The sequence below is a fragment of the Bombilactobacillus bombi genome (assembly GCF_013607485.1).
Classification (GTDB): Bacteria; Bacillota; Bacilli; order Lactobacillales; family Lactobacillaceae; genus Bombilactobacillus; species Bombilactobacillus bombi_A.
Genome location: NZ_SCHP01000001.1, coordinates 136,786 through 159,967, shown reverse-complemented (window position 1 = coordinate 159,967; position 23,182 = coordinate 136,786). Strand labels below are relative to the sequence as shown.

The 23,182-nt window shown below is 37.5% G+C and carries 22 protein-coding genes; 12 read left to right on the top strand and 10 right to left on the bottom strand.

Annotated features, from left to right (window positions below; all coding sequences use genetic code 11):
* Positions 1–48 precede the first annotated feature (48 nt).
* Positions 49–951 carry a 1,4-dihydroxy-2-naphthoate polyprenyltransferase gene (locus tag EQ827_RS00690; RefSeq protein ID WP_181189066.1) on the top strand — a complete coding sequence of 301 codons (903 nt, stop codon included), beginning with the start codon at positions 49–51 and terminating at the stop codon, positions 949–951.
* Between the two features lie 3 nt (positions 952–954).
* Here EQ827_RS00690 and EQ827_RS00685 read toward each other — a convergent pair whose 3' ends face one another.
* Together EQ827_RS00685 and EQ827_RS00680 are read right to left on the bottom strand one after the other, a co-directional pair.
* The gene (locus tag EQ827_RS00685; RefSeq protein ID WP_181189065.1) at positions 955–1,917 is read right to left on the bottom strand and encodes a LacI family DNA-binding transcriptional regulator; all 963 of its coding nucleotides are present in this window, start codon (positions 1,915–1,917) and stop codon (positions 955–957) included.
* 143 nt (positions 1,918–2,060) lie between these two features.
* Complete coding sequence (locus tag EQ827_RS00680; RefSeq protein WP_181189086.1) at positions 2,061–3,260, bottom strand: acetate/propionate family kinase; 1,200 nt, start codon at positions 3,258–3,260, stop codon at positions 2,061–2,063.
* A gap of 176 nt (positions 3,261–3,436) precedes the next feature.
* Between EQ827_RS00680 and EQ827_RS00675 the strand changes: the two genes are divergently transcribed.
* Positions 3,437–4,621 carry an NAD(P)/FAD-dependent oxidoreductase gene (locus EQ827_RS00675; RefSeq protein ID WP_181189064.1) on the top strand — a complete coding sequence of 395 codons (1,185 nt, stop codon included), beginning with the start codon at positions 3,437–3,439 and terminating at the stop codon, positions 4,619–4,621.
* A 189-nt stretch (positions 4,622–4,810) separates the two neighbouring features.
* Positions 4,811–5,515 (top strand): glucosamine-6-phosphate deaminase, encoded by a 705-nt coding sequence (gene nagB, locus EQ827_RS00670; RefSeq protein ID WP_181189063.1) that lies wholly within the window; start codon positions 4,811–4,813, stop codon positions 5,513–5,515.
* Between the two features lie 117 nt (positions 5,516–5,632).
* Here the strand turns inward: nagB and mnmG are convergent, their stop codons facing one another.
* The 8 genes from mnmG to rpmH form a co-directional block, all read right to left on the bottom strand.
* A complete protein-coding gene (gene mnmG / locus EQ827_RS00665) occupies positions 5,633–7,537 on the bottom strand; it encodes a tRNA uridine-5-carboxymethylaminomethyl(34) synthesis enzyme MnmG (RefSeq protein ID WP_181189062.1) in 1,905 nt (634 codons plus the stop codon).
* Between the two features lie 24 nt (positions 7,538–7,561).
* On the bottom strand, positions 7,562–8,869 hold the full coding sequence (gene mnmE / locus EQ827_RS00660) for a tRNA uridine-5-carboxymethylaminomethyl(34) synthesis GTPase MnmE (RefSeq protein ID WP_373563501.1): 1,308 nt from the start codon (positions 8,867–8,869) through the stop codon (positions 7,562–7,564).
* Between the two features lie 215 nt (positions 8,870–9,084).
* Positions 9,085–9,840, bottom strand: a complete 756-nt coding sequence (locus EQ827_RS09040) for an MFS transporter (protein WP_373563500.1) — start codon at positions 9,838–9,840, stop codon at positions 9,085–9,087.
* 68 nt (positions 9,841–9,908) lie between these two features.
* Positions 9,909–10,430, bottom strand: coding sequence for an MFS transporter (locus EQ827_RS09035; RefSeq protein WP_258231759.1), 522 nt, complete (start codon positions 10,428–10,430; stop codon positions 9,909–9,911).
* Positions 10,431–10,606: 176 nt separating this feature from the next.
* On the bottom strand, positions 10,607–11,260 hold the full coding sequence (gene jag / locus EQ827_RS00650; RefSeq protein WP_181189060.1) for an RNA-binding cell elongation regulator Jag/EloR: 654 nt from the start codon (positions 11,258–11,260) through the stop codon (positions 10,607–10,609).
* Between the two features lie 27 nt (positions 11,261–11,287).
* The gene (gene yidC, locus EQ827_RS00645; RefSeq protein ID WP_181189059.1) at positions 11,288–12,127 is read right to left on the bottom strand and encodes a membrane protein insertase YidC; all 840 of its coding nucleotides are present in this window, start codon (positions 12,125–12,127) and stop codon (positions 11,288–11,290) included.
* A 30-nt stretch (positions 12,128–12,157) separates the two neighbouring features.
* On the bottom strand, positions 12,158–12,496 hold the full coding sequence (gene rnpA, locus EQ827_RS00640; protein ID WP_181189058.1) for a ribonuclease P protein component: 339 nt from the start codon (positions 12,494–12,496) through the stop codon (positions 12,158–12,160).
* A gap of 57 nt (positions 12,497–12,553) precedes the next feature.
* Complete coding sequence (gene rpmH / locus EQ827_RS00635) at positions 12,554–12,694, bottom strand: 50S ribosomal protein L34 (RefSeq protein ID WP_025085419.1); 141 nt, start codon at positions 12,692–12,694, stop codon at positions 12,554–12,556.
* 483 nt (positions 12,695–13,177) lie between these two features.
* Between rpmH and dnaA the strand changes: the two genes are divergently transcribed.
* From dnaA to rpsR, 9 genes are all read left to right on the top strand, one after another.
* On the top strand, positions 13,178–14,533 hold the full coding sequence (dnaA, locus tag EQ827_RS00630; RefSeq protein WP_309109317.1) for a chromosomal replication initiator protein DnaA: 1,356 nt from the start codon (positions 13,178–13,180) through the stop codon (positions 14,531–14,533).
* A 164-nt stretch (positions 14,534–14,697) separates the two neighbouring features.
* The gene (dnaN, locus tag EQ827_RS00625; protein WP_181189056.1) at positions 14,698–15,837 is read left to right on the top strand and encodes a DNA polymerase III subunit beta; all 1,140 of its coding nucleotides are present in this window, start codon (positions 14,698–14,700) and stop codon (positions 15,835–15,837) included.
* Positions 15,838–16,090: 253 nt separating this feature from the next.
* A complete protein-coding gene (gene yaaA, locus EQ827_RS00620; RefSeq protein ID WP_181189055.1) occupies positions 16,091–16,300 on the top strand; it encodes a S4 domain-containing protein YaaA in 210 nt (69 codons plus the stop codon).
* 1 nt (position 16,301) lies between these two features.
* A complete protein-coding gene (gene recF / locus EQ827_RS00615; protein ID WP_181189054.1) occupies positions 16,302–17,408 on the top strand; it encodes a DNA replication/repair protein RecF in 1,107 nt (368 codons plus the stop codon).
* Entirely contained in the window at positions 17,405–19,360 is a 1,956-nt protein-coding gene (gyrB, locus tag EQ827_RS00610; protein ID WP_181189053.1) for a DNA topoisomerase (ATP-hydrolyzing) subunit B, read from the top strand. The genes recF and gyrB overlap by 4 nt, the downstream gene beginning before the upstream one ends.
* A 20-nt stretch (positions 19,361–19,380) precedes the next feature.
* Positions 19,381–21,843: a DNA gyrase subunit A gene (gene gyrA / locus EQ827_RS00605; protein WP_181189052.1), complete on the top strand. Its 2,463-nt coding sequence runs from the start codon at positions 19,381–19,383 to the stop codon at positions 21,841–21,843.
* Between the two features lie 191 nt (positions 21,844–22,034).
* Positions 22,035–22,331 (top strand): 30S ribosomal protein S6, encoded by a 297-nt coding sequence (rpsF, locus tag EQ827_RS00600; RefSeq protein WP_181189051.1) that lies wholly within the window; start codon positions 22,035–22,037, stop codon positions 22,329–22,331.
* Positions 22,332–22,368: 37 nt separating this feature from the next.
* Positions 22,369–22,857 carry a single-stranded DNA-binding protein gene (gene ssb, locus EQ827_RS00595; RefSeq protein ID WP_181189050.1) on the top strand — a complete coding sequence of 163 codons (489 nt, stop codon included), beginning with the start codon at positions 22,369–22,371 and terminating at the stop codon, positions 22,855–22,857.
* A gap of 24 nt (positions 22,858–22,881) precedes the next feature.
* Positions 22,882–23,118, top strand: a complete 237-nt coding sequence (gene rpsR / locus EQ827_RS00590; protein ID WP_181189049.1) for a 30S ribosomal protein S18 — start codon at positions 22,882–22,884, stop codon at positions 23,116–23,118.
* Positions 23,119–23,182: the final 64 nt, after the last annotated feature.

The window sequence follows — 23,182 nt, the reverse complement described above, 5'->3', positions numbered from 1 at the left end:
ATAATCTATTATAGTATATCAAAAACGGAAACGAGGTTTAGAAAAACTTTGAAACTATCTGTATTTTTAGAATTAGTCGAAATTAAAGCCAAAACTGCCAGTATTTTCCCATTTTTACTGGGCACTTTTTATGCTGCCTATCATTTTCAACATTTGAATTGGTTAAATCTAATTCTATTTTTTATTGCCATGCTGCTCTTTAATATGTCAGTAGATGTTAATGATAACTACTGGGATTACCAAAATGCCACTGGCCAAGAGGAATTTAAAAAACAAACTAATGTAATCGGCGTACATCACCTTAATATTAAAAAAATTGGGTGGTTAGATTTTATTATGGCAGCTGTTGCCGCCTTAATTGGACTTTTTTTGGTTGCCCGTGTGGGTTGGATTTTATTGGCCTTGGGATTATTTTGCTTTGCCGTAGGCTTTTTTTATGCTGGCGGACCCTGCCCCATTAATTCATTGCCTTTAGGCGAATTCTTTTCTGGATTTACAATGGGCTTTATTATTTTTCTCATTGCAGTTTATATCAACGTTGCCCAAACTGTCACCTTTAATTGGCAGTTTATTGCGCCTATTTTGCTGGCGTCAGGCCTTTCACAATGCGCGATTGCATCTTTACTTCTAGCTAATAATATTTGTGATTATCAAGAAGATATTGACCTAGGGCGGCATACTATTGTCCGTTTTTTGGGAGTTAAAAATAGTCTTGGTTTTTACGCCCTTTTATTAGTCTTAGGTTACCTTTTATTAATAGTTGCCATTGTTAAGAATATCTTGCCTTGGACAATGTTATTAACCCTTTTAGTTATTCCTATAGTTTATCGCAATACTACTAAGTTTTTTGCCGTCCATATCAAAAAACAAACTTTCCCTCTAGCAGTCAAAAATCTTTTTATTATTACAGCCACTCAAGTAATTAGCTTTGCAATTGGATTAATTTTTTAAAAGTTAAATTGCCAATTGATTATTTTGAATAATAAAATCTGCGGGCAACTTAACTTTGCTAGGAGTTTGAGGAACTGAGAGGACCATTTTAAATGCCTTACGGCCTAATTCATAGAGATGATAATCAATGGTAGGCATTTTCACAGCTAAACTAGATATTTCGTAACCTTGTCCAATAATAAGGGGTAATTTTAAATGGTGATTAAGAAAATAATGACGCGCTACAATAGCATTTCCATCACTATTAGCAAAGATACCCTGTAAATTTTGAACAGTTTGAGCAGTCTTTTGAACCCCCAAATAGGCAGCCTTAGTGGATGTGATTTTAGGCATCAATAAATCATCCGGCAATTTCTGTCCATAAACTTTTTGGTACGCTGCCAATGTTAAGCGTGTCGTAGCACTTAATTGAGCTCCACGATAAAACATGCAAGCCACTCGATTAATTTGTTGATCTTGCAGCCATTGGAATAACTGAACAAAGGCACTATAACGATCGGTAAAAACAGCTGCTAAAGGCAAGGTTCCCGGATCTTCACAACAAACAAGCGGGCCGTATTTATTATAGGCTGCTAGCTTTTCTAAAGGCAGACCATGAGAAGTAATAATTAAACCGTCATATTCTTTACGACGTAATTGCTCTAAATAATAAATTTCAGCAGCTTCATCATATTCCGAAGGCAGCAAAGTAATAGAATAGTCTGTTGAAAAAGCTGCTTCAGCAATGCCGTTTAAAATTTGACCAAAATAAGGAGCACGGATTTGGGGTAGAATGACTCCAATCTTATGGGTGCGGCCATTGCTCAAGTCTCGAGCAATGGCATTAGGCACATAGTCTAATTGTTCCATTACTTGTTTAATTTTACGGATGGCCTTTTGGGAAACATAGCCACTGTGATTTAGAACTCGAGAAACTGTTGTTATGGAGTAGCCGCTTAAACGAGCCACATCGCGAATAGTTGCCATCTGCTTAACCTCACTCTATCCAAGACTAATTTCATTATAGACCGTGAAACGCGTTCCAGTAAAAACTAAACTCTATTTGTCCCGCGGAATAAAAAACGGATCTAAGTATTTAGGACTTAGAACCGTTTTTTATATTTATTCAATTACTTTTGAGTCAAATTATAAGTATCACGAGCAATCATTAATTCTTCATTAGTCGGTACTACTAAAACTTTGATAGTAGAATCTGGTGTGCTGACTAATGTTTCTTGACCTTTAACTTGGTTTTTCTCAGTATCTATTTTGACACCGAAATGGCGCAACTGCTCACAAACCGCTTGCCGCACAGGCTGGTCATTTTCCCCGACACCGGCAGTAAAGACTAAAGCATCCGGTAACTCATCTAACAAGGCCAAATAAGAGCCGACATATTTAACAATGCGATTGACAAACATTTCTTGAGCCAATTGGGCCTGATGATTGCCAGTTGCTGCTGCATCATCAATATCCCGCTTATCATTGGAAACACCTGACACCCCTAGCAAACCAGAATTATTATTCAAAATTTTAATCATTTGAGAAGCCGTTTGTAAATGTTCTTTTTCCATAATGTAGGGAATAATTGAAGGATCAACATCACCAGAACGCGTTCCCATCATTAATCCCGCTAATGGAGTAAAGCCCATTGATGTATCAATTGCTTTGCCATGTTCAATAGCTGAAATCGAAGCACCATTACCTAAATGCAGGGTGATTAAATTCAGTTGGTCTAAAGGCTTTTGTAAAATTTCTGCTGTGCGCTGGGTCACATAGCGGTGACTAGTGCCATGAGCGCCGTATTTACGCACTCCGTATTGATTGTAATATTTAGTTTCAATAGGGTAAAGATAATTAACAGGGGCCAAAGTAGTAAAAAATGATGTATCAAAAACAGCTACTTGTTTTGAATGCGGTAACAATTTAGCAAAAACACTAACATAATAAGCTTCAATACTATTATGTAAAGGCGCCAATTCTGATAAATTTTCAATTTGTAATAATACTTCTGGTGTAATAACTGTTGAGTGCTCAAAAACTTCTCCACCAGAAACAACCCGATGTCCCACGCCCTTAATATCTTCTAAACGATCGACAATTTGTAAACTCTTAAGCCGAGTAAGAATTAAAGCAGCGGCTTTTTCTTTTGATACAATGGGTTCTTGTTGTTCAAATTTTTGCCCTTCACCGTAACTAGCTTTAAAAATTGCATCTTGTTTACCAAGACGATCAATCATTCCTTTAGCAACTCGCTTTTCACTAGGCATATCATAAATCTGCCATTTTAAACTGGAGCTTCCGGCGTTTATCGCCATAAACAACATAATAGACACCTCTTTCATTCGTATATTCAAATTATACGCTAGAGCAATCGTTTGCACAAAATATTTATTAACAACTATGTGATCTTTTAGTAAAAAATACAGTATATTTGTTTTCAGGGGCTAAATTTAAGCATATAATATAAGTAGATTACATAAGAGAAGAAGGAAGGATCAAATTTATGGCTCACATCGTAATTTTAGGCGCTGGTTATGCAGGGTTAGGTACGGCAAGAAAATTAGCAAAAATTGCTCCGGAAGGAACAACCATTGATTTAATTGATCGTAATACTAAGCATGTGGAATCAATTCAACTTTATCGAGTAGCAGCAGGAACAGCTCAAGCAGACGATATTAGTTTTGATATCAGTGCAGTAATCCCAGATAATGTTAACTTTATTCAAGCTACTGTGAAAAAAGTAGACTACGAAAACAAGAAAGTCGAATTTGAAGATCATGTAGATATTTCTTATGATTACGTGGTATTAAGTTTAGGTTTTCGTTCAGAGAACTTCGGCATGGAAGGTGCCGATCAATATTCTTACAAACTACAAGATATCCCTACTGCCGAAAAAATTTATCAAGTAATTAATTCTAATATTCGCGACTATAAGCAATCCCAAGATCCTAACGACTTAAACATTGCTGTTTGTGGTGCCGGTTTTACAGGTATTGAGTTATTAGGAGAATTAATTGATACTGCTAAAGTCTTAAAAGCTAAATATAATGTTCCTGAAATTAACATTACCAGTTTAGAAATGGCTCCTCAAATTTTGCCAATGTTTGATTCCCAATTAGCCCAATATGCTTATGACTTTTTAACTAAAAATGGTATTAAAATCTTAACTGGTGCTAAAATTAAGAAAATTGAACAAAATGCTGTCGTTTATACCAAAGGTGATAGTGATGAAGAACAACGCGTATACGCTAACTCTATCATCTGGACCGTTGGTGTTAGTGGCAGTGACGTAATTAAAGAATCTGGATTTAATGCTAAACGTAATCGTATTGTGGTTACTGATTATTTGAATCTAGAAGATCATCCGGAAATTTATGTATTAGGTGATGATTCTGCTTCCATGGATCCAAAATCAGGCCGGCCTTTGCCAACAACTGGACAATTGTCCTTAGCACAAGCACGAGTTGCTGCCGAAAATATTACCGCCGCTTTAAATAATGCTCCTCAAAAGAAGTTTGTTTACAAGTCTTTAGGCACAGTAGCTTCCTTAGGTCCTAACCATGGTATTGTTGAAACTTCTAAACCTCATCTCAAGCTCAAGGGCCATACAGCTTCTCTAGCTAAGCGGGCATCTTTTGAGCAAGTATTGTTTGAAGTTGCAGGCATTAAGGGCTTAAAAAAACCATAGTTGATCTTCTTTAAATTAATAAAATTAATAAAATTAATGAAATCCGTTGAGGCAGATTTAACCTTTACGGATTTTTTAATATTCCCTACAAGCTTATTTTATTAACTCCGGTGTGAACTCTTATTACAATTGACTTTTAATTTCCCATGCGCTATCATTGGACTATACCAATATCAAGGGGCGATTATGATGAAAATAATTACAGTTCCAGATCAAAAAAGCGGCAGTCAAAAAGCCTTTGCTTTAATCAAAAACGGTTTACAAGATGGCGCTAAAGTCTTGGGTTTAGCTACCGGCAGTACCCCAGTAATGCTCTATCAAGAAATGGTTCAAAGTGACCTCGATTTTTCAAAAAACACATCAATCAATTTAGATGAATATGTTAGTCTACCTGCTGATAATCCGCAAAGCTATCATTATTTTATGAATCAACACCTCTTTCAATATAAAAAATTTCAACACTCTTATATTCCTAATGGGGTGGCAGCAGATATTTCAGCTGAAATTAAGCGCTATGACCAAATAATCAAAGAAAATCCTATTGATATCCAAATTTTAGGTATCGGTCAAAATGGCCATATTGGATTTAATGAACCACAAACTCCATTTGACTGTACCACGCACCGTGTTCAATTGACTCAATCAACTATTGAAGCTAATGCCCGCTTTTTTGATAATCAAGATGAAGTGCCTAAAGAAGCTATCTCTATGGGGATTGCATCAATCATGCAAAGTAAGCATATTATCTTAATGGCTTGGGGCGCCAATAAAGCCGAAGCTATCTATCAAACAGTTAAGGGTCCAGTAACCACAGCTTGTCCAGCTAGCATTTTGCAACAACATCCACAGGTAACCCTTATTGTTGACGAAGCTGCAGCAGCTAAATTAAATTAAAAATTCCCCAACAAAAAACGACCGCGATTAATTGGCGGTCGTTTTTATATATTTAAGATTCATCTAAGCTTGTTTTCTAAAATCACTCGTTGACAGTTGCTTTACTCTTTAAAGCAGCTATTTTGCTGTCGTTTTAGCAATGCGTCCCCGTTGAATATAAACCATTAAAATACTAATATCTGCAGGATTAACGCCCGAAATACGCTCAGCTTGAGCAATCGTTGTAGGATTAATTTTTTTCAGTTTTTGTAAGGCTTCTGTTGCCAATCCACTAACATCATCATAATCGATGTTTTCAGGGATTTTCTTAGCTTCTAATTTCTTTAAATGAGCAATTTGGGCCTCTTCTTTTTTGATATAACCTGCGTATTTAATGGAAATTTCAACTTGTTCTTGCGCAGCACTGCTAATTGGCGCAGGAGCGGGCCCAATTAAATCAATAATATCTTCATAGTGCACTTGCGGACGCTTCAAAAAATCAGCAGCCAAGACACCATCTTGAAGTGGTGGCATTTGTTTTTGTGCCAAAAAGTCATTTACTTGCGCATTTGGTTTAATCCGTGTTGTTTGTAAACGTTGGGTTTCTATTGCAATTTCATGCTGCTTTTGCTGTAAATGGGCAAAACGCTCATCACTAATTAAGCCTAATTGATGTCCCTGAGCACTTAGTCTTAAATCAGCATTATCATGCCGTAAAATTAGGCGATATTCCGCCCGACTGGTTAAAAGCCGGTAAGGCTCATTAGTCCCCTTAGTGACTAAATCATCAATCATAACTCCAATATATGCTTCATTACGCTTTAAAATAAACGGTGACTTATTTTGTACGCGTAGTGCCGCGTTAATTCCTGCAATAATACCTTGGCCAGCAGCCTCTTCATAACCGGAAGTCCCATTCATTTGGCCAGCAGTATAGAGATTTTTAATTTTTTTAGTTTCTAAAGTCTGTTTTAGCTGCCAAGGTTCAATAATATCATATTCAATCGCATAGCCGGGACGCATCATTTGCGCCTGCTCTAAGCCAGCAACAGAATGCAGCATTTGTTGCTGAATTTCTTCAGGCATCGACGTGGAAAAATCGCCCACATAATACTCTTTGGTATTCTTACCTTCAGGTTCAATAAAAAGCTGATGGCGGGGTTTATCTGCAAACCGCACTACCTTATCCTCAATTGATGGACAATAACGAGGGCCAACACCCTTAATAATACCAGAAAACATCGGCGCCCGATCTAGATTATCACGAATAATTTGGTGAGTATTAGCATTAGTATAAGTCATCCAACAAGATATTTGATTTTTCAAATAATCTTGCGGCTGAGTTTCATAGGAAAAAGCCCGTGGGGTAGTATCGCCTGGCTGCTCTTCCATCTTACTAAAATCAATTGAATCTTTATTAACTCGGGGAGGAGTCCCAGTTTTAAAACGTCTTAATTTCAAGCCTAAACGTTCCAAGTCTTCCGACAACTTAATTGAAGGCAATGAATTATTAGGTCCAGAAGAATACATTAATTCACCAATAATAATCTTACCGCGTGAAGAAGTACCCGCCGTCAAGACGACTGCTTGAGCATGGTAGCGAGCACCAGTATTCGTAATAATACCTTGGCAAACATTGTCTTGAACAATTAATTTTTCTGCTAAGCCTTGCCGTAAGGTTAAATTAGGTTCTGCTTCTAAAGTAGCTTTCATTACCTGATGGTATTCATTTTTATCGGCTTGTGCTCTTAAAGCGCGGACAGCTGGACCCTTACCTGTGTTCAGCATGCGCATTTGGATATAAGTCGCATCAATATTGCGGCCCATTTGACCGCCTAAAGCATCAATTTCGCGTACAACAATCCCCTTAGCCGGACCGCCAATAGACGGATTACAAGGCATAAAGGCTACCATATCCAAATTAATAGTCAGCAATAAAGTTTTTTGACCCATTCGAGCAGCAGCTAAAGCTGCCTCACAGCCTGCATGCCCGGCTCCTACCACTATTACATCATAATGTTCTGCCACATCATATTCTCGCATTAATTACGACCTCTTTTAAAAGTTTTATTTTCCTAAACAGAATTGACTAAATAATTGGGTAATTAACTCATCTGGCGCGCTTTCACCGGTAATTTCGCCTAGTATATTCCAGCAATTAGTCATATCGATTTGAACTAAATCAATTGGCATTTGTTGCTGAATTCCCGCCTGAACATCAGCTAATGCTTTTTGGGCCTGCTTCAAAAGTCCCACTTGCCGTGCATTTGTTACTACGGCTGTAGAATTACTATTTTCAATACCCGCAAAAAAGAGCTGTTCAATTTGTTGTTCAATTTGTTCAATTCCTTGTTGAGCAACAGCAGAAATCGGCACTAATTCTTTTGGATTAAGTTCTGCTAGCAATTGATCTGACTGCCAAACTTGTGGTAAATCCTTTTTATTAATAATAACAATTCTTTTTTTCGCTTGCGTTAATTTTAAAAGTTGATAATCTTGTTCATCTAATGGACGACTGCCATCCAGTATTAATAAGACCAAATCCGCATCTTTAATTGCCTGCAAGCTCCGGTCAACTCCTAAGCGTTCTACTTTATCATCTGTAGAATGAATACCAGCAGTATCCACCAATTGCAAAGGTATCCCATTAATATTGGCCATTTGTTCAATCACATCGCGCGTGGTTCCAGCCACATCAGTAACAATGGCCCGTTGTTGATGTGTTAAAACATTTAATAGACTAGATTTACCCACATTAGGCTTGCCAATAATGGCTGTTTTAATGCCTTGATTTAAAATTTGCCCTTCATGCGCTGTTTTTAAAAGTCCGTCGATTTGCTTTGCAACTTGTTGGGCCTTTTCTAAAAGCATCTTTGTAGTCATCTCATCAGTATCATATTCGGGATAATCAATATTCACTTCTACTTGAGCCAACACTTCTAAGATTTCTTGGCGTAAATTTTTGATTAAGTGGGCTAAGGAGCCATCTAATTGGTTCAAAGCTTGCTGCATTGCCTTGTCAGTCTTGGCGCGAATAATGTCCATTACTGATTCTGCTTGTGTAAGATCAATGCGGCCATTCAAAAAAGCACGTTTGGTAAATTCCCCTGGCTCGGCTAAGCGCGCTCCATTACTCAACAAAGTTTGCAAGACCAAATTCGTAGCCATAATGCCACCATGGGTATTAATCTCAACAATATCTTCGCGCGTGAACGTCTTGGGAGCACGCATTACAGAAATCATTACTTCATCAATACTTTGTTGCGTTTTAGGATCAATAACATGCCCATAATTAATGGTATGCGAGGCAACCTGCGTGAGATCTTTACCTCGCGTCACTTTATTAGCAATTGCCACGGCTTGTTCACCTGACATCCGTACAATAGAAATAGCGCCTTCGCCAATAGGTGTCGAAATAGCAGCAATGGTGTCAAATTCTGTAAGTTGTGCCATTTTACTCTTAATCCTCCTAAAAACACAAAAAAAGCGCCATTAATCTATCCCATTTAGGTCTAGATAAAAAGCACTTTGACTACTTTTTAATAACTAATAAAAAATATAACCTGTTCTTTAAGATTTGTCAAAAAAAATTACTTGCTGGCTTCTTGTCCACGTAAGTTCCAGGTTAAAGCAAAAATCAGTGCCGCAATTAAAGCTGAGGCAAAAATTGTCAAAAAACCTACTGACCAGCCAAAATGATCAACAATCATCCCCATAATTGCATTTGCTGCAACTGAACCAAATAAATAGCCAAAAAGACCCGTCAAGCCGGCAGCCGTACCGGCAGCTTTTTTCGGTACTGAATCTAAGGCCTGTAAACCAATTAACATTACAGGGCCATATATCAAAAAGCCAATCATTACTAACGAAAAGTTAACCATCAACATACTTTGTGCACGCCAATATAATAGCACAAAAGCACTAACAGTCAGCATAAAGACAAATCCAGCTGGTCCCCGACGACCATGGAAAATTTTATCTGAGACCCAACCAGCAAAGATTGTACCTGGAATGCCCGCAATTTCATACAAAAAATAAGAATTACTGGAAGATGCCAGAGTAATATGCTTAATCTCCGTTAAATAAGCGGGAGCCCAATTTTCTACCCCATAACGGACAAAATAAACAAAAATGTTAGCAAAGGCTATAAGCCACACCCATTTATTATTTAAAACATATTTGAATAATATATCTTTAGTTGTCAGCTCTTCTTCATACAACTTATGCTCTTGATTAGGGTAATCATTACGATACACTTCAATTGGCGGCAGTCCCATTGATTCAGGAGTATCACGAATTAATAAATAAGCCACCACAGCAATAACAAGTCCCACCACTGCAGGAATAATAAAAGCACCTGTAAATGACTTTAATCCCAGAAAATGTGCTGCAGCAAAGGCAATTCCCGCACTGGCTAAGGGAGCCTAAAAGCACCACCGACATTATGCGCAACGTTCCACACTGAAGTCCAACTACCACGTTCACTAATTGAAAACCAATGTGTTAAAATCCTCCCCGACGGCGGCCAGCCCATACCTTCAAACCAGCCAATCAAAAATAGTAAAATAAACATCACCATTAAAGACTGAGTCAAGGCTGGTACCAGTCCAAAAAACAAGTTCACTACTGCCGTCAGCACTAATCCTAGCGGCAAAAAAATGCGGGCATTGCTGCGATCAGAAACAGTTCCCATTACAAACTTACTAATACCATAGGCGATCGAAACGGCCGAAAAAGCCCAGCCTAATTGTGACTTAGTAAAGCCTGCACGAATTAATTGTGGCATAGCAATGGAAAAATTATTTCTTAAAAGATAATAGCCTGCATAGCCTATAAAAATTCCCAAGAAAACTTGCCAGCGTAAACGCTTATAGGTGGGATCAATTTGCTCGGCAGCAACTTGTTTTTTAGCTGCTGGCGGTTTCAAAAAATTCATACTTACACTCCCTTATGTAGCGTTGGATAAAGATTACAATAATTAATCACGAAAAATTATCAAACAAAAGAGTATTTATGCAGATTAATTCATAAATACTCTTTTAATAACTTTATAATGTTAAAAAAATTCTCTTCAATTATCATCACTGCTATGAAAATACAATTTTGTGATAATTAAGCCGGTTTAATTACTAAATATCTATCTAAACCGCGCCCTTGAGTCCGCACAATCACTTGATTATTAGCTGCTAGATTTTCATAAATAATTTTGCGTTCTAAAGCTGGCATGGGATCCAAATATGTAGGCTTATGAGTAGCCTGTACTTGCTCTGCCTTAAAAGTAGATAAAGCAATTAAAGCCTCTTGCCGCCTCTTGCGATAACCACCGCAGTCTAATAAAATAGGTTCTTCACGAAAATCTAAATAATAGGCGTATTCTTGGATAATCGTCTGTAAGGCATTAATATTTTTACCATGCTTGCCGATTACTCGTGATTGGTTTTGTTCTTGAGTTTGAATTTCAAACTTTAAATTATCAGCATTTTTGATTAATTGTACTTGCTGGTCAAAATCCATGGCCGCCACAATAGCTTTTAAGTAAGTTTGAATTTGCGCAATTTTTTCATGAGTGGTATTAGTTTGTGTAATTAAGGATTTAACGTTACTTAGAGGTTTCACTTCGACACGGGCTGGCTTACGGCCAATACCTAAAAAGCCTTTACGGCCTTCACTAATTACATCTACTGCTACTTGTTCTCTCTCTAAATGGAGTGCTTTTAAGCCCTGGTCAATGGCATTTTGAATTGTTGTTCCTTGAAATTCGGTCATAAATTTTCAAACTCCTCCAAAATTAGCTTAATGCTTTTTAAAAGCACGTTTTTTGGCCTTGCGCAAGGCCTTTTCCCGTTGCTTTTGTTGTTTTAATTTTTCTTGCTGTTCGCGCTTAAACTTAAAGGGATTCTGTAACAAGAGAGTTTGGAGCACTTGAAAAGCATTAGATACTACCCAGTAAACTGAAATAGCTGAAGAAATGGAGATTGCCGGAATTAAAATCATAATGGGCATCAGCCACATCATCATTTTAGTAGCTTGAGGCTGATCAGGCTGGGATAAGTTGGCAATCCAAGTACTTAAAAAGGTGAAAAGAGCTGCCAGAATTGGCAAAATATAAATCGGATCTGGCTTCCCTAACTCCATCCACAAAAAATGACCATTACGTAATTCTGTCGTCCGATAAATAGCCTGATATAAAGCCCACATAACAGGTAATTGAATTACTAACGGCAGACATCCGGCAACTGGATTGACACCAGCTTCAGCATATAATTTTTTCGTTTCTTCTTGTAATTTTTGTTGTGTTTCTAAATCTTTAGCAGAGTATTTTTGCTGCAAGGCCTTCATTTGAGGTTGGATACGCATTTGCTTATTCATGCTTTTAATTTGCCACCAATTTAAAGGCAGCAAAACAATCCGCACCACAATTGTAAAAATAACAATTGCCCAGCCATAGCTATTTTTAACTAAGCTTGCCAACCATAAAATAAAGCGTGAAAATTGATAAAGCACATAGTGATTCCAAAAGCCAGGACTGCTTTTAGTGATCGGATCATTAATATTACTGCAGCCACTGACAACTAGTACAACTAAGAATAAGAGGGTAAACATTAAAAAAAGGCGTTTTTTCTTTTTTGACATAACAATTTTCCTTTAGCATTTAATAGTCTTCTACAGTATTTTACCTAATTTTAGAAGATGAAACAGATTTTTTTTAGTTTCTGCCATATTTAATTCCGTCGCTGGCTTCCGGGCAATAATTAAAAAATCCATTTCTGGCGGTATTTGCGGCTTTAATTCTAACAAAGATTGGCGAATGTAACGTTTAATTTGATTACGCTGAACAGCTGTATGAGCAATCTTTTTTCCGACAGAAATTCCTACACGAAAATGTTTTTGACCTTGTTTGGGCATTTGATAAAGAACAAAAGTCCGGTTCGCCACAGATTGATGATAATCAAATACTGTTTGAAACTCTGCTTCTTTTTTAATACGGTAGCTTTTTTTCATAATTAGTCCTTCATCATCTCGTTATCATAATAAAAAAGCCACTGAATATTCAGTGGCCTAGGCGGATAAAACTTTTCTGCCTTTCTTACGACGCCGTGCTAAAACCTTCCGACCGTTGCTGGTACTCATACGCTTCATAAAACCATGTACCCGCTCGCGATGGCGTTTTTTAGGTTGGTAAGTTCTTTTTGTAGTCATGTTTGTAACACCTCCATAACTTTGTCAACCGTGCTGTCACTGTACTAGTCTAAGATAATCACCTAAACAGTTTATCATAATTTACCTTGAAAGCAAATATATTTTTCAAATATTACCTATATTTAGTTTTCCACCTGTTGAAAAAAGCAGTGGAAAACTTTTTTATATTTTTTACTGCTCAAGTTTTAAACAAGATAACTTCCAATAAAATCCCCAATCAACACAGTTGTTAACAGTTTATCCACAATTGTGATTAAGTGGTTTTTTTGCTCATATTTCAAGTATTAACGAAGCCTGACAATTTGTGGATAAACTTTTATAAATTAAATTTATCCACAATTCTAAAAATATTTATTATTTACACTTGTTTATTTAAGGGAAAAGTTAATAAAAGTTATTCATCTGTGGAAAACTTTTATAAATAATGCTAGAATGTCACAGTTAAGGATTTTATTTTACGGGGGAGGAAATCCAGTGGCAGAAATTACAAATGGTGAACTCGATTCCTTTTGGAGTTACTTACAAAAAAAATTTAAACAAGAATTTGCTCCTGTCAGCTATCAAACATGGATTGAAAGCGCCCAGCCCATAAAATTAGAGCAACAAAAAATTTATATCACGGTACCTTCAGCTTTACACAAAGAATATTGGGAAAGAAATATCAGTACAAAAGTCGTTGAAGCTGCCTATGAGTATGGAAACCAAGAAATTGTTCCCGTAGTTTTGCTTAAAGAGGACTTAAACAAACAAACAGACCATCAAAAACAACTTGATTCGACTAATATCAGAAAAACTGGTCCGCAATCTCCACTGCAAAAAGCGCATTTAAATAGCAAATATACGTTTGATTCGTTTGTTACAGGTACTGGTAATCAGATGGCTCATGCTGCAGCATTAGTAGTATCGGAAGAACCCGGAACAATGTATAATCCGCTGTTTATCTATGGCGGGGTCGGTTTAGGAAAAACTCATCTGATGCAAGCCATTGGCCATCGGTTATTAGACCGCAATCCGCAAGCTAATGTTAAATATATTTCAAGTGAATCCTTTGCTAATGATTTTATTAATTCCATTCAAAATCGTACACAAGAAAGTTTTCGTAATGAATATCGAACAGTTGACTTGCTTTTAGTAGATGATATTCAATTTTTTGCCGATAAAGAAGGAACACAAGAAGAATTTTTCCATACATTTAACACGCTTTATAATACTAAAAAACAAATTGTCTTAACTTCCGATCGTTTACCTAATGAAATTCCTAAGCTGCAAGAAAGATTAGTTTCCCGTTTTAAATGGGGGCTATCCGTCGATATTACAGCGCCCGATCTAGAAACCAGAACTGCCATCTTGAGAAAAAAAGCAATTGCTGAAAATTTAGAAATTCCTGATGATGCACTTTCATATATTGCCAGCCAAATTGACAGTAATGTCCGAGAATTAGAGGGTGCCTTAGTCCGAGTTCAAGCCTATTCAACTATGAATAACGCTGATATTACCATCAGCTTAGCAGCCGAAGCATTAAAAGATCTTAAAGATGCTAAACATCAAGCTGGACTGACCATCGACAAAATTCAAAGCCAAGTAGCTAAATACTATAAAGTAACAGTCGCTGATCTCAAAGGAAAAAGGCGTAATAAGGCCATTGTCTTACCCCGCCAAATCGCCATGTATTTAGCCCGAACATTAACTGATAGTTCCTTGCCTAAAATTGGTCAAGATTTTGGCGGTAAAGATCACACAACGGTTTTACATTCTTGCGATAAAATTACCAAATTATTAGAAAACGATTTGTCAATACAACACGATATTACGAATTTAAAAGCAAGCCTCAAAAATTAATTGAGGATCCTGGGGAAAACTATTGGATTTTCCACGAGATTTTTCCCCAAGTTATCCACCAAAAATGTTAGACTAAAACTAGTCTGTTTTATGTAATCCACAGAATTAACAAGTCCTACTACTATTACTACTAAGTTTTTATTATTAATAATAAGGAGTTAACTATGCAATTTTCAATTAACCGTTCTCGTTTCATTAATCAAATAAATAATGTTCAACGTGCCATATCATCTAAAACAACAATTCCCATTTTGACCGGAATGAAGTTAGTCGCGACCGAGCAAGGACTAATTATTACTGGTAGTGATGTGGACATTTCTGTACAAACTTTAATTGAGCAAAGTGATCCAGATAATGATTTAAATATTGTTACTCCCGGCGCGATTGTTTTACCAGCCCGTTTCTTTAATGAAATTATTAAAAAGTTACCCGGTGAGGACTTTTCTTTAAAAATTGTGGAAAACAATCAAACAATTATTACTTCAGGTAATTCTGAATTTACCTTAAATGGCTTAGATGCTAATAATTATCCTCACTTACCTGAAGTCGAAAATAGCGATCAATTAACCATAACTGCTGAAATTCTGCGGCAATTAGTGAATGAAACTGTCTTTAGCGCTTCAACCCAAGAAAATCGGCCCATTTTAACCGGTTTGCATTTGAAAATTTCTGGCAATCAGTTGTTAGCTGTGGCTACTGATAGCCACCGTTTAGCCCAAAGAAAAGTTACCATCGCCAATCAAAATCAAGCTGATTATGACATTGTTATTCCTGCCAAAAGTTTAACGGAATTAGTCCGTAGTTTTAATAATGGTGAACAAGACGTTAAAATTTCTATTTCGGAAAACCAAGTTTTATTTGAATTTGCCAAAACACTTTTTTATTCGCGTCTTTTAGAAGGCAATTATCCAGCTACTGACCGACTTATTCCCGATCAATCCACTACCCAATTGGAATTTGAAGCGAAAAACCTTTTGGCAGCAGTTGAAAGAGCGTCACTTTTGGCACATGCCAGCCGCAACAATGTGGTGCGCTTAGTCATTGAAACAGGGACTAAAAAAGCTACTATTTACGGCAATTCACCGGAAGTGGGGGCGGTAGAAGAAATTTTACAGCCTAGTCAAATTAGCGGTGATGATTTAGAAATTTCCTTTAATCCTGATTATTTAAAAGATGCCTTGCGGGCCTTTGGTGACACCAAGATTAAATTGGAATTTACTGCGCCGTTACATCCTTTTACTTTAAAGCCACTGAGTGATGCTGAGAACTTTATTCAGCTAATTACCCCAGTTCGTACTTTCTAGCAATAATATTAAAAAATTCTATCAAAAGAGCCTTGGCAACAATGCCAAGGCTCTTTTGACGTTAATATACTCTATTATCGTTTCAATATTACAGTTATTTTGCAATTTAAGGGCAGATAGAGCTAAAAAAAGTAATTTAGACCTTTTATACCAGAATTTATTAAAATTGCTTAAACTCCCTTAAAATTGCCATATAAATTAAAAAGCGCTATAATTATTATTGTGACAGTCTAATTGATAGGATGTGAATTTAATGACTGAGATTAAAATAAAAAAAGATTATATAACTTTGACCCAAGCGCTCAAAGATAGCGGAATTATTAGTACGGGCGGTCAGGCCAAGTGGTTTTTACAAGAAAATCAAGTTTTAGTTAATGGACAAGAAGAAAATCGACGTGGGAAAAAACTTTATCCTGGAGATGTTGTCCAGGTCGCATCCGATCAAATTTTGAAGATAATTTAATATGTATCTTAAAAATATTAACTTGCGTAATTTTCGCAATTATCAACAGCTATTTTTAGAATTTTCTCCGCAAACTAACATTTTTATTGGGCAAAATGCCCAAGGAAAAACTAATTTGTTAGAAGCGATTTATGTGCTCGCATTAGTGCGGTCTCATCGCACAAACAATAATCAAGAATTAATTCGCTGGAATTGTGACTTTAGTAAATTAAGCGGAGAAATTCAACGCGCCACAACGCATTTAACTTTGGAATTAATTTTAAGTAAGGCAGGAAAAAAGGCTGCCTTAAATCATTTAGAGCAAAAAAAATTATCTACTTATGTGGGTAAGTTAAATGTAGTTTTATTTGCTCCAGAAGATTTAAATCTAGTCAAAGGGCCACCCAATATTCGACGTCATTTTATTGATATGGAATTAGGTCAAATTAATCAAGCCTATTTGATGAATAGTGCCCGTTACCGGCAGGTTTTACGTCAAAGAAATAATTATTTAAAACGGCTGCAAAAAAAGCAAACGCATGACTTAGTGTATTTAGATGTTATTTCGGACCAGTTAGCCGGATATGGGGCGGAAGTGATTTGCGCCCGCCAACAGTTTTTAGAAAATATTCAGCATTATCTACAACCGCTGCACCAAGAAATTACTGGTGGCCAAGAGACAATCGCCCTTAAATATCAAACGGCTCTAGATGCGCATCAGCAAAGTGTTGAAGCAATTTATCAAGAATTGTTGAAGCAAATCAATCAACAAAAAGAACATGATATTTTTACAGGTTCAACTAGTATTGGCCCTCATCGGGATGACTTTTCTTTTGTGGTTAACCAGACCAACCTACAAAAATTTGGTTCCCAGGGGCAACAACGTAGTGCTGTTTTAAGTTTGAAATTAGCCGAATTGGATTTGTTTAAGCAGGAAGTCGGCGATTATCCTTTATTGCTGTTGGACGATGTTTTATCCGAATTAGATCAATGTCGCCAAACCCACTTACTGCAAACAATTCAAAATCGGATCCAGACCTTTATCACCACAACAAGTTTGGAAAATGTTGATTTGTCAGCTATTAAGCAACCCAAGATTTTTACAATCAAAGCTGGAGGAATAATATGAGTGAACAAGATTTACCGGAAATTAAAAAAGAAAGTCTCGCTCAACGAGCAAAAGAATATGATGCTAGTCAAATCCAGGTACTTTCCGGTCTAGAAGCAGTACGGAAGCGGCCTGGAATGTATATTGGATCAACTAGTGCGCAAGGATTACACCATTTAGTTTGGGAAATTATTGATAATGGTATTGATGAGGCTTTGGCAGGTTTTGCAACCGAGATTAATATTGAGGTGGAACCGGATAATAGTGTCACTGTCACTGATGATGGCCGTGGTATTCCCGTTGATATTCAAGCCAAAACTGGCCGACCAGCCTTAGAAACGGTTTTTAATGTTTTACATGCGGGTGGTAAGTTTGGCGGCGGCGGTTATAAGGTTTCTGGTGGTTTACACGGTGTAGGTGCCTCGGTAGTTAATGCTTTAAGTACTAGTTTAGATGTTGAAGTTCATCGTAATGGTCACCGATATTATATGGATTTTGAACGGGGTAAAGTGAAAACGCCGATGAAAATTTTGGGCGATATTGACCCCCAAGAACACGGAACTAAAGTTCACTTTTTGCCTGATCCAGATATTTTTACGGAAACAACCGTTTATGATGATCACACTCTAGAAACTCGTATTCGAGAGTTAGCCTTTTTAAATAAGGGCTTAAAATTAACTTTTACTGATAAGCGAAAAGAAACAGCAGAGAAGCTTGAATTCCATTACGTTGGTGGTATTAAAAGTTATGTGGAATATTTGAATGAAAATAAAGATGTGATTTTTCCAGAGCCTATTTATGTAGAAGGTATGCAAAACGGCATTACTGTGGAAGTTGCGATTCAATATACTGACGACTATCATTCCAATTTAATGACTTTTGCTAATAATATTCATACCTATGAAGGTGGGACTCATGAAGCGGGTTTTAAAGCAGCTTTGACCCGAGTGATTAATGATTATGGTCATCGAAATAATATTCTTAAAGAAAGTGAAAAATTATCTGGTGATGATGTCCGTGAAGGTATGACTGCTGTTGTCAGCATTAAGCATCCGGATCCCCAATTTGAAGGGCAAACGAAAACTAAGTTAGGAAATTCTGATGCTCGGACGGTAACTGACCGTATGTTTTCCGAACACTTTAATAAGTTCTTACTGGAAAATCCCAATGAAGCTCGGCAAATTGTTGAAAAAGGAATGCTGGCTTCGCGGGCGCGGGTCGCTGCCAAAAGAGCACGGGAAGTAACACGTAAGAAATCAGGATTAGAGATTAGTAATTTACCGGGTAAATTGGCAGATAATTCAAGTAAAGATCCCGAAATTTCAGAATTGTTTATTGTCGAGGGTGATTCGGCCGGCGGTTCCGCTAAAGAAGGACGTTCTCGCTTAACACAGGCTATTTTACCTATTCGGGGAAAGATTTTAAATGTGGAAAAAGCTTCCATGGATCGGATTTTGGCTAATGATGAAATTCGGACGTTATTTACCGCAATGGGTACAGGCTTTGGCGAAGATTTTGATGTCCAAAAAGCACGATATCATAAGCTGATTATTATGACGGATGCCGATGTCGACGGCGCTCATATTCGGACACTGTTATTGACTTTAATTTATCGTTATATGCGGCCAATTTTAGATGCTGGCTATGTTTATATTGCTAAGCCACCGCTATATCAAGTACGCCAAGGTAAAATGGTGCGCTATATTGACTCTGACGAAGAATTAAAAGATGTAATGGTAACCTTACAGCCGAGCCCTAAACCGGTAATTCAACGCTATAAAGGTTTAGGAGAAATGGACGCTGAACAATTGTGGGATACAACTATGAATCCAGAAAATCGCCGTCTAGATCGGGTCAGTGGTGATGCCGCCGCCGATGCTGATCGAGTATTTTCTATGTTAATGGGCGATAAAGTAGCTCCGCGGCGGGAATTCATTGAAGAAAATGCCCGTTATGCAGAACTAGATTTGTAATTTAGAAGGGAGTAAGTGCTATGAGTGAAACTAATGATCGGCGTATTCAAACGGTCGATTTAACTAAGACAATGCGCAGCTCGTTTCTAGATTATGCAATGAGTGTCATTGTTGCGCGGGCGTTACCAGATGTCCGTGATGGCTTAAAACCAGTCCATCGGCGAATTTTGTACGGGATGAATGAATTAGGGGTTACCCCTGATAAACCTTATAAAAAGTCAGCCCGGATTGTCGGTGATGTTATGGGAAAATTCCATCCGCACGGAGATTCAGCTATTTATGAATCAATGGTTCGGATGGCGCAAAAGTTCAGCTACCGCTATGTTTTAGTAGATGGGCATGGTAACTTTGGCTCGGTCGATGGTGATCCAGCGGCGGCTATGCGGTATACTGAAGCAAAAATGAGTAAAATTGCCACAGAAATGTTGCGTGACATTAATAAAGATACTGTTGATTTTACTGAAAATTATGATGGTACTGAAAAAGAACCACGAGTTTTGCCGGCTCGTTTTCCTAATTTATTAGTTAATGGCGCGACAGGAATTGCGGTGGGGATGACAACCAATATTCCTCCGCATAATTTGCGTGAAGTAGTCGATGGTATTCATCTGTTGATGAAAAATCCAGAAATTACCACAGCTGAATTAATGCAGGCAATTCCTGGTCCGGACTTCCCTACGGGCGGTGTAGTTATGGGTAAGTCAGGTATTCGTAAAGCGTACGAAACTGGCCGCGGAACCATTACAGTGCGGGCTAAAGTAGATATTGAAACTCAAAAAAGCGGTCGCGAGCGGATTATTGTGACAGAATTGCCATATGCTGTCAACAAGGCCAAATTAATTGAGCGAATCGCAGAATTAGCTCGTGATCATCGAATTGAAGGTATCACTAACCTAATTGATGAGTCGGATCGGACAGGAATGCGGATTACCATTGATGTACGTCGGGATATGAGCGCCGAAGTAGTATTAAATAACTTATATAAGCTTACGGCCTTACAAACTTCTTTTGGCTTTAATATGGTAGCTATTGTTAATGGTGCTCCTAAGGTATTATCCTTAAAAGAAATCTTACAGTATTATTTGGAACACCAAGAAAAAGTTATCCGCCGCCGGACAGCATTTGACTTAAAGAAAGCTAAAAACCGCGCGCATATTTTAGAAGGTTTAAGAATTGCGCTTGACAATATTGATGCCATTATTCATATTATCCGGAGTTCTAAAACCGCTGAAGTAGCTAAAAGTGCTTTAATGACTCAATTTGATTTATCGGATAAACAAGCCCAAGCCATTTTGGATATGCGGATGGTGCGCTTAACCGGATTAGAACGAGATAAAATTGAAGCTGAATATCAAGAATTAATGGCTAAAATTAATGATTATCAGGATATTTTGGCTAAACCGGAACGAATAGATCAGATTATTTATCAAGAATTAGTAGAAATCCGCGATAAATACGGCGATGCACGGCGGACTGAATTATTAGTCGGTGAAGTTCTCAGCCTAGAAGATGAAGACCTAATTGAAGAAGAAAATGTGTTGATTGTGCTGACACATAATGGTTACATCAAGCGTTTGCCAGCTGATGATTTCAAAGTCCAAAACCGCGGCGGCCGTGGGATTAAGGGGATGGGTGTTAATAAAGACGACTTTATTGAACATTTACTTTATACCTCAACGCATGATGATTTATTATTCTTTACTAATTCCGGGAAAATTTTTCATTCTAAGGCCTATGAAATTCCCGAATATGGCCGCAGTGCTAAGGGGATTCCTATTATTAATCTTTTAGGAATTGCCAGCGAAGAACGTATTCAAACAGTGGTTCATATTAAGCGTCAGCAATCACCTCAAGATGCTTATTTATTCTTTGTTACACGCTTTGGTACGGTCAAAAGAACTGCTTTGAGCGAATTTCAAAATATTCGTAAGAATGGGCTGCGGGCTATTACTTTAAAAGATGAAGACTCTTTGGATAATGTTATTTTGACTAATGGCCAGCAAAATATCTTAATTGGTACACATTTAGGATATGCGGTTAGCTTTGCTGAAAAAGCTGTGCGGGTCATGGGCCGTACTGCAGCAGGTGTCCGCGGTATTCGTTTGCGCGAACAGGACTATGTGGTCGGTTCAGCAATTTTGACTCCTCAAAGTGAAGTACTAGTTATTTCAGAAAATGGCTATGGTAAGCGGACAGCCGCTAAAGAATATCCAATTAAAGGCCGTGGTGGTAAAGGAATCAAGACTACTAATATTACCGCTAAAAATGGACCTTTAGCTGGAATTACCACCGTTGACGGCTCCGAAGATATTATGGTAATTACCAGCAATGGTGTGTTAATTAGATTTGAAGTAGCCAAAGTTTCTCAGACCAAGCGAGCAACTATGGGAGTTCGGCTGATGAAGATTAGCGACGATGCTCATGTTTCAACCATGGCGAAAGTTGATCATGAGGAAACTGAAATAAATCTAGATTTAGAATAAACAATTTAAAGCTTTTTGCGTAATCTAAATTAGACGTTTAGTAATTATTTAGGCAAAAAGCTTTTTTATCTGGAAATTAATCCGAAAGAATGGTAGAATTTTATTCTGTGAGTATTAAACTTTTTAAAAGTTAAATGCTCCTTGAAAATGAGAAGATTCATTTTCCATTAGTCCAAAGGGAGGTGTGCAATATGGCTCAAACTCATTATGAGATTACGTATATCATTAAGCCGGATATTGCTGAAGAAGATAAAAAAGCTTTGATCGAACGTTTTGACAACATTCTCAAAGATAACGGTGCTGAAGTCATGGATTCTAAAGACTGGCAAAAGCGGCGTTTTGCTTATGAAATTGGTGGTTATACTGAAGGTACTTACCACATTGTTAATGTTAAAGCATCTGATCAAGCTGCTATCAACGAATTTGATCGGCTTTCTAAGATTGATGACAGCATTCTTCGCCATATGATTATTAAACGCGAAGACTAATTGTTTCATGTGAAACACTTTAAGGGAGAGCGGATAAATGATTAATAGAAGTGTGCTGGTTGGTAGACTAACTCGAGATGTTGATTTACGTTATACTGCTAATGGAACGGCTGTGGCTACTTTTACAGTAGCGGTTAATCGTCAGTTTACAAACTCTAATGGCGATCGCGATGCTGATTTTATTAACTGCGTAATCTGGCGTAAGGCTGCTGAAAACTTTGCTAATTTTACCCATAAGGGTTCATTAGTAGGGGTTGATGGACGCATTCAAACTCGGAACTATGAAAATCAGCAGGGACAGCGGGTTTATGTAACAGAAGTTGTCGTTGATAATTTTTCTTTATTAGAACCAAAATCTGCTAACAATAATCATCCTTCACAATCAAGTAATAATATTCCTAATCCTAATCAATCGAGCAATAACAATAATAATTCGACTAAGGCACCGACAGCTGATCCGAATGAGGATCCGTTTGCGGATAACACTCAGTCGATTGATATTTCAGATGATGACTTACCATTTTAAAAGTATTACAGAAAGGGGCTTATTATGGCACAACAACGTCGTGGCGGCCGTCGTCGCCGGAAGGTTGACTTCATTGCTGCTAATCATATTGATTATATTGATTACAAAGATACTGATTTATTGAAACGTTTCATTTCCGAAAGAGGCAAGATTTTACCTCGTCGTGTAACTGGTACTGGTGCTAAAAACCAACGTCGGTTAACAATTGCAATTAAGCGTGCCCGGATTATGGGTTTACTGCCTTTTGTTGCAGAAGATTAATTTGTTTTAACTGGATTTGACTCGCTAATATTTATTGCAATTTAATAACTCTTGTTAAAAAGTC